Raw genomic sequence first — 7,184 nt, forward strand, 5'->3', positions numbered from 1 at the left:
GCCCTCCACCCTCAGGCGGTAGATCGTAGGCTGGGTGATCCCTGCGCTGCGGCCTGAAGCCGACCACCGTCCAAGGCGGCAGCATGACCTGTCGGACGTGACTCGCATCTTCGACACGTGAACAAACAAAACGACGACAGCATCGGTCTGCAACCCAACAGCGACGACGACCTCGTTACGATCCACTACCACTCCGAGCACGACCTGGTACGCGGAATCGCCCAGTGGGCGCTCTGCACCGGGTGGATCACCGTTCGCGAGTACACCATCTGGAACAGCGGCCGCAAGTATGGGCGCGTCGATCTACTGCTGAGGGCGACAAGGGACGCATGCCCCGTGTTGATCGAGGTCAAGCGCGGTATCCACACCCTCGACGAAGCCAAGAGCGCGTTCAAGCAACTCGCCGACTACAGGCGCGCCTACGCCGCCGAGAACGGCGCGACGCCGGTGTGCTTACTGGTGTACGGCGAATGCAACAACGAAGTCGTCGACATCGTGAGCCGCATCTACGCCCAAGACGTTCTTCCCATGAGCGGCCAGGATCTGCTCACCTTCTTGGCCGCCGTCAACGTGGACCAACGGCTGGGCCGCGCGCGGCGGCATCGGTCCAGCCTGGCGAGGCAGACCGAGTCCGCGTCAAGGGCGATCCGCATGATGCAGCGCATCTTGCAACAGAGGGACTCTGCCCAATGAAAGGGTGACAACGCCCGGCACACCGTCCCCCAGCCCCGCCCCGAACCCATCGCGTAACCGACCACCGTCCGCGGAGCCGTCCACATCTGTGTTCGGCCCCGCGGCATTGGTGGCAGATTCTCGTCGACGACGACGCGGCCTAGCAATCGCTGGCCGTGTCCTCGGGTTCCCCAGTCAGCATGGGAACGCTAAAGATCATCGACCTCGCCGTTGACGCCCAGACCGGGACCACCTCGCCGTGACCGCAGTAGTCACTGGTCAGGCCCCGAGATGCTTCGTTGGCCGGCTGCCGAGGGCCAGCATCGGCAGGGATCTACGGCGGGCCTTTCAATCACCGCGGGGAGGCTGCCCTCAGCATCTCCGCAAGTGCCTCGGCGGGCACGGTGTACAGGACCGGAGTCTTGCCATCGGTCAGCCCGTAGTAGTCATCGTCGAGATGAGCGTGAAGCGCGCAGCCCTTCGAGGTCCGACGGACCGTCATGCCGACGACTACGGCCATGATCGAGTGACGCTGGCAGTCCAACACCACGGGAAACCGACCGCGGGCCTCGACGAAGATCTCGCGACCCGTCGCGGGTTGGGGATCTTCGGTGTAGTCGATCAGTTCAGCGGTCTCCTGCTCACCCAGCAGGACCCGCGCGGTGTCAGTGCCGAGGTGAATGGAGAGCCTGCTGCCGGACTGAGTAGCGCTGGCGCTGATGCACATCGTGTTGCCTCTCGCAGTTGGGACGGGTCTGTTCTGCGGAGGTCATCGGCAGACTCATCACCCGGCCGGACCGGTAGCGACTCGGACTGCCGGCAATGCGTCGGTCTGGGATTCCCGGGGCCGTGGCGACGCACGGTTCTAGTGGGGCCCAAGGTACGAGTGACTGCACGGCCAGCGGTTGCCGAAGGGGCTGGGGTTCACCTGAGTCGCGATTGAGCCAGCCGGCCGAAGGTTCTTTGGGTGGGGTGGGACAAGGAAGGCGGCCCGGTCTGGTTTCGGTCCGAGGCTACCGATCGTGATGGGAGCGATCGGCTCCGGACAGGTCCGGGACAGGTCCACTGACCAGCAGAAAAGCGTGATCGGGATCACACCTGATCTTCACATCGTGAGACGGCACCTAGTTGCGTGCTCATCAGCCGTTCGGCTAGGGTTCGGCCCCATGAACACGCCGTCGCCCTGCATGAACCCAATGTAGGGGTGGGTGGGGGTCCGAGTCCCCCTCCGGACACGTTAACCCCCACCAAAGTTCTTCACGTTTGTGGATGACTTTGGTGGGGGTTTCCTCGTTTCCGACGTCGCAGTGGAACCTCGAGTCCCGGGATCGCCGGCTGGATCGGGCCGGTCGGACCCGACGCGGTCTTCTTGGCGGCCGGAACATCGAGCACCACGCTCACCGCAGTGCAGACGATCGCGACCCCAAGCGCTCGTAGCCGTCCGGCGACATCTTCTAGGTCGATCTCGCCGAGTTGCTCGCCTGCTCGGGCCAGGACGTGATCCTCGCGCACATAAAGGGCCGGGAACCGATCCTGGATAACGTCGCGGCTGCTGGTGGAACCGTGGCGGCAGCGGTAGCGCGCACGGCCGTGCGCCCAGTGCCCCTCGGCCCGGCGCCCACACAGACCACAGACGACCAGCCCGGTAAGTCGGTACCGACGCAGGTTGCCATCGTCGGGCCGGGCGATCGCAGTGATCTGCTGAGCGCGGACGAAGTCCGCCTCGCTGATCAGCGGCGGATGCGCGATCTTCGCGGAGATCACCCACTGGTCCTTGGCGTTCCAGCCGTGCGTCGGCCGCCGGCCAGCGGCACGACTGGATTTGTTGCCTGGGTCGGTCTCGTGATGGTCGACCGATTGCCGGTTCCAGACCTGCCGGCCGGTGTACCGCGGATTGGCCAGGATCGCCGCGACCGTCCGCAGCGTCCACGCCGCACCCGTGCGATGCGAGTTACGGGCCCGGTCGTACGCGGACGGCGCTACCACGCCGAGGGCGTTGAGCGTGCGGGCGATGCCGGCCGTGCTATGGCCGGCCAACCGCTGCGCGAAGATCCACCGCACGTGGCGGGCGGTCTCCGGATCGGGGTCCAGCCGGCGCAGGCGTCTCCCCCACCGCGCATTCGCCTGACTCGGATGCGGCCCAGCATCCACCAGGCGATATCCGTACGGCGGCCGTCCGCCGAGATGCCGGCCCTGCTCGCGGACCTGCGCACACATCGCCGCGCTAGTCCGAAACCGTGACCGCAACACCTCCCGCTGCGACTGATGCCCCAGCAACAGCAGCAACGCCTGATGGGCAGGGTCCTTCAGGTTGATCGGCCCGTCAGCTTCCGGCAACCACACCGCGATGCCGTACCGCTCGAACAACGGCATCAGCCTCATCAACTGCCGACCGAAGAACGCCCGCTCGTACTCACCGACCACGATCGCATCGAATCGGCGACGTGGATCGGCGATTGCCGCCAGCAACGCGGCGGCCTGCGGACGGTGTGCCGAGCCCAGGCTGCGGGATTGCCCGACGTCGAAGAACTCGGCAACGATGCAACCGTGCCCGGCAATCAGGCGAGCGGCGTTGTCGAACTGCCACTGCCGCGACGACACCGGATCCTGATACACGGCTGTCGAAATCCGCCCGTAGAACGCGAACCGCAACCGTCCACCAGCAGGCGCGTTGCTTGACCCACGCTGCCGCGACACAGCATTCGTGCGTAACCAGCGGGCCAACGAATCGTCTTGTTCGGTATCACCAGCGAGCGTCATAGCGGCCACCTCATCCACAGCCTGACGGGAGGGCAGAACTTGACGTTGAAGAACGTTGCCGATCACTACCCAGGCACGACACCTTCGCCAACTCACCGCCCGCCGGATCACCTGCGAGGATGAGTAGCTTTCCCCCGCAGAGATGACGCCATGGAGTGTGTCGCTAGCTCGGGATCCGGGGTCATCAACTCGTGGCAGACCTCGACACCTCTGGAAATGAAGTCGCCTCGGAAAGTAATGGTTCCGATAGCGTCGCGACTTGCGAGGGGAACACGGAGGACCGATGGCATGCCGTAAAAGCATGTTCGAACCGATCCCGGACAACCACAAAGAAAGCCAAAAGGACCGAGCCGCTGTGGAACGCTGCCGCATTAACGGAAGATGGCCGACAAGCGCCGCATCCAGGCCGACCTCAATCGCGAGACAGAAGCAGCTGAGGCAGCCGCGAATGGCGTGGTTTTGTCCGTGAACAGCAAGCAGCCACCGTCGAGTCTCGGTGGTTGTGTAGACCTCAGAGGATACGGCGGCGGCTGCCTACAGGGCAGATGCTCTGCGATGGTCTTAGCTGTTCGGCGAGCTGATGGACACGATCGAGGCACGCTTCACCCGGCCAGAACCCCGTCGCCGAATCCGAGACTTCGTGGCTAAAACGTAGAACTACGGCTGCAGATCCGCTGATTGGACCAAATCGCGGGCCACCTGAGTGCCAAGCCAGAGCGCCGCGGCCGCGTGGGGAACGGTGTTGAGCGGGGTGATCTGGCGGCGGTCGATAAGCTCGAGCCGGTCATCCAGCTCAATCCGGATGGAGTCGAGCCGTCTGCCGTGAACGTTTTCGCGGCCGTCCTCGAATTCCCAGTTGAGGTTGAAGCCGTGTCGGGCGCAGTTTCGCCGCGATCTGTCGACCATGTCGTCGAACCAGCCACGCTCACGTACCAGCAACACGACATAGAGTTCCGGGCGAAGCGTCAGCAGTGGCACTGAGATGCCGGCATACCTGATCTCAACCACGGGCGGTTCACCGTTTGGGCCGGGAACAGTCGCGTCGAGCATGTGTTCGATCGGCCAAATTCCGCGAATTGCGTCGCGTAAATCCTGGCTGTCGTGAGTTAGTTCGTCGTATCTGAACAACTCCTCTGCGAATTCACGGAGGAAGGCGCGCTTGACCGAATACTCGCCCTTAGGTGCAGCGTATCGCGAGCTGGTAGGCGCAAGGATCCCGGACGGAAACACATGCTGGAAGCCTGGATGCGTCTTGACCTCAGATGACCGTCGGCTCAGCAGGGCACTGTAGCCTCGTTCCTCCCGGACTATCACTGCCGCCGCTACCGAAAGCGCCGCTGACCGATTAGAGCCGTCAAATATCTCGTTCCCATTGGTCTGCTCGCGCAGCCATTCTCGTCGGGGAAATGCGCTCATAGGCAATACCGCACCCGGCCGACGGCTCACCGCATCAATGAACTCTCGTTCCAGCATCTCCGATGTGGCCACCGACTGGAAGTAACGTCCATACCGGGCATCAACCAGGAAGTCACCCGGGCCGCGCCGAACTATTCGCTCGAGCGCGAACGTTTCGGCGTTAAAGCGTCTCCTCTCATCCCTACGCCAATAGGTGTGTCGAAACTCAGCTCTCCCGCGCGGGTCGAAGCCTAGATCCTCGGCATCGTAACGGTCGACACGCGGCACCTCGCCGTGAAGATCGCCTATTGCCGCATCGAGATCGAGATTCTTGGACCGCAGTTCCGGCGCGGCCACCTCCGCCCAGACCGGGAAGCTGACCCCGGCGAGCGAGATAGGCGGATGGTTCGGGTAGAGGGACCGGAGCGTCCCCTCCCACCCGGCTCCAGCGAAAACCTTCTGTACGCGTTTTGGAGAAATCTGATACCGGCGTGTCTCGAGGCCTGCTACCCCCCGCGACCACCAGGGGGCCGCCCTAAAGGGCGACGGGACTGGTGTTTGCGGAACTACGCAGGAACATCGGTCGCCTTCATCTGCCGGGGCACGTTGCGCCTGCGCGCGCCGCCACTCCGCCAACACCAGCACCGCGGCCAGGACCAATAGGGCGCCCAGGAGGCCGATTTGCCAACCCGGCCCGGCCACGTTCACGGTGTTGGTCAAGAGGTTGCCAACCAACGCCGCGACCAAGGCAACTATCACCACCACGGCAGTGATACGGCGTTCTCTCACTTCCGAAGTGTCGCATGTGGGTGCCACGATGACGGCTGGCGAAGACAATGGACGGTTTCTGATGTTCGCCCGTCCCAGTCCCCAAGTTCCTTGGACAGCGGTCCAGATTGCTCATCCGAGTGCCTCGACCCCGACCTCGCCGAACCCGGCTTGCTGACGCCATTGGTTGCTGGTCACCGAAGCGTCGCAGTCGTCTAGCATTCTGAAACCTGACTTCCAGTAGGAAACCTGAGAGGCAGGGTTGGGCGACACCGGCGCCGTTGACGGCTTCGACCAACCCACAGGCAGGCCCGCGACCGCATCCGACGATGCTTCGGTGACGAGAAGGAGTGCTCCCAGCGATGGCCGATCCGGCTGGTCCCAGTTCCTCGTTGCCCGGTTCCACTCACACGGGCACTGAGCCGAGTGGCAACCTCGGCGTCGACGATGTGCGCTACCGCCGCGGTGACAACGCTGTACTCCGCAGCGCGTTAATTGAGCAATGGAACGCGCGGTGTTACTGGTGCGAACAACCGACGCGATTTACCGACACCCAGATCGACCACATCATCCCGCACACTGTCACGCCCGACGAGTTGCGCGACTTGATCCAATGGCACGGCTTGCCCGCCGAATTCGACGTGCACGCCCCAGCCAACCTCGCCCCGATCTGCAGTACCTGCAACCGGAAGAAGTCGGACCGCAAACTGCGGGCGCCCGCAGTGACGACACAACTAGACCAGGCCAGGGAAAAACAGCAACGACTGATCGCCTACGTGCGCGCGGCCGCCCGTTCCCGTAAGGGTTGGTCCGACGCTGTTATTGCCGATCTGCAGCTGACCACCGACGCAGAGGCCCTGGCCCGCATGAGATTGATTGCCGAACGGGCACAAAGCTTCTCAGAGGTGTGGCAGATCGGGTTTTACACCGGCCCAGATGGTGCCGCCGTGCACTACACACCGAAGCCAGAAGTAGCAGCCGATGATATCGATCTACCCCTGCTGTTCGACCTTCCCGCGACTGACGACGCCATGCGGATCGCTCATCAGCTTGACGAGATCCGCGACTACGGCGGCGAGGTCATCGTCCCCGCTCGCTACCTCCGCGCCTCGCCTGACAGCAGCAAACCCTCCCTCGCCGAGGCTCTCGGGCCGTTCGGTCCTGAAGACGAGCTGGTAATCACTGCAGGCCTAGCACCGATCGACCGATCCAACATCTATCAACTCGTACTGGTGACCGCCGCAAGAACCCTCCGTCAGAGCTTGGCCCTGCACCCTCAACGTGTGACGGTGGGACGGCGAGGCCTCCGAGTGACACTCCGCGACGCATCCGGAGTCTTCGGCGTCTTCGTACAGATCGAACATCCTCCACCCGTCACGACAATCACCACCCAGCTCATCAGCCAGAGCCTCGTCGGCCGCCACCCCTACCAGCTACGCGAATTCCGCACGTTCTTCCAGCTCGCCGAACCCACCGACCAGCTTGAGATTCGGCTCAACGACCAGTCGATCGGCACGCACGCTGACACCGACGATCCCGTTGATCTCGGGCCGGCACTCATGGCGTTTCGCCACGACACGGCGATCATT

At 63.7% G+C, this 7,184-nt stretch carries 5 protein-coding genes; 2 read left to right on the forward strand and 3 right to left on the reverse strand.

The annotated features are described in order from the left end of the window. Nucleotides 1-117: 117 nt before the first annotated feature. Entirely contained in the window at nucleotides 118-693 is a 576-nt protein-coding gene (locus tag Ate02nite_RS42180; RefSeq protein ID WP_203813557.1) for a PDDEXK family nuclease, read from the forward strand. A 331-nt stretch (nucleotides 694-1,024) separates the two neighbouring features. Here the strand turns inward: Ate02nite_RS42180 and Ate02nite_RS42185 are convergent, their stop codons facing one another. The 3 genes from Ate02nite_RS42185 to Ate02nite_RS42195 all read right to left on the reverse strand — a co-directional run bounded on the left by Ate02nite_RS42185 (nucleotide 1,025) and on the right by Ate02nite_RS42195 (nucleotide 5,616). Beyond that, nucleotides 1,025-1,399 carry a hypothetical protein gene (locus Ate02nite_RS42185; RefSeq protein WP_203813558.1) on the reverse strand — a complete coding sequence of 125 codons (375 nt, stop codon included), beginning with the start codon at nucleotides 1,397-1,399 and terminating at the stop codon, nucleotides 1,025-1,027. Nucleotides 1,400-1,929: 530 nt separating this feature from the next. Next, nucleotides 1,930-3,432: a recombinase family protein gene (locus tag Ate02nite_RS42190; RefSeq protein ID WP_203813559.1), complete on the reverse strand. Its 1,503-nt coding sequence runs from the start codon at nucleotides 3,430-3,432 to the stop codon at nucleotides 1,930-1,932. A gap of 657 nt (nucleotides 3,433-4,089) precedes the next feature. Further along, the gene (locus tag Ate02nite_RS42195; RefSeq protein WP_203813560.1) at nucleotides 4,090-5,616 is read right to left on the reverse strand and encodes a hypothetical protein; all 1,527 of its coding nucleotides are present in this window, start codon (nucleotides 5,614-5,616) and stop codon (nucleotides 4,090-4,092) included. A gap of 341 nt (nucleotides 5,617-5,957) precedes the next feature. On the opposite strand from Ate02nite_RS42195, the gene Ate02nite_RS42200 reads away from it, so the two are divergent. Then, nucleotides 5,958-7,184, forward strand: a 1,227-nt coding sequence (locus tag Ate02nite_RS42200; protein WP_203813561.1) for an HNH endonuclease, incomplete at its 3' end; no start/stop codon positions are given.

The sequence above is a fragment of the Paractinoplanes tereljensis genome (assembly GCF_016862435.1).
Taxonomy (GTDB): Bacteria; Actinomycetota; Actinomycetes; order Mycobacteriales; family Micromonosporaceae; genus Actinoplanes; species Actinoplanes tereljensis.

Excerpts from the sequence above, each read along its gene's own strand:
- Ate02nite_RS42185 (WP_203813558.1), bottom strand. The coding sequence starts at position 1,399 with ATGTGCATCAGCGCCAGCGCTACTCAGTCCGGCAGCAGGCTCTCCATT.
- Ate02nite_RS42190 (WP_203813559.1), bottom strand. The coding sequence starts at position 3,432 with ATGACGCTCGCTGGTGATACCGAACAAGACGATTCGTTGGCCCGCTGG.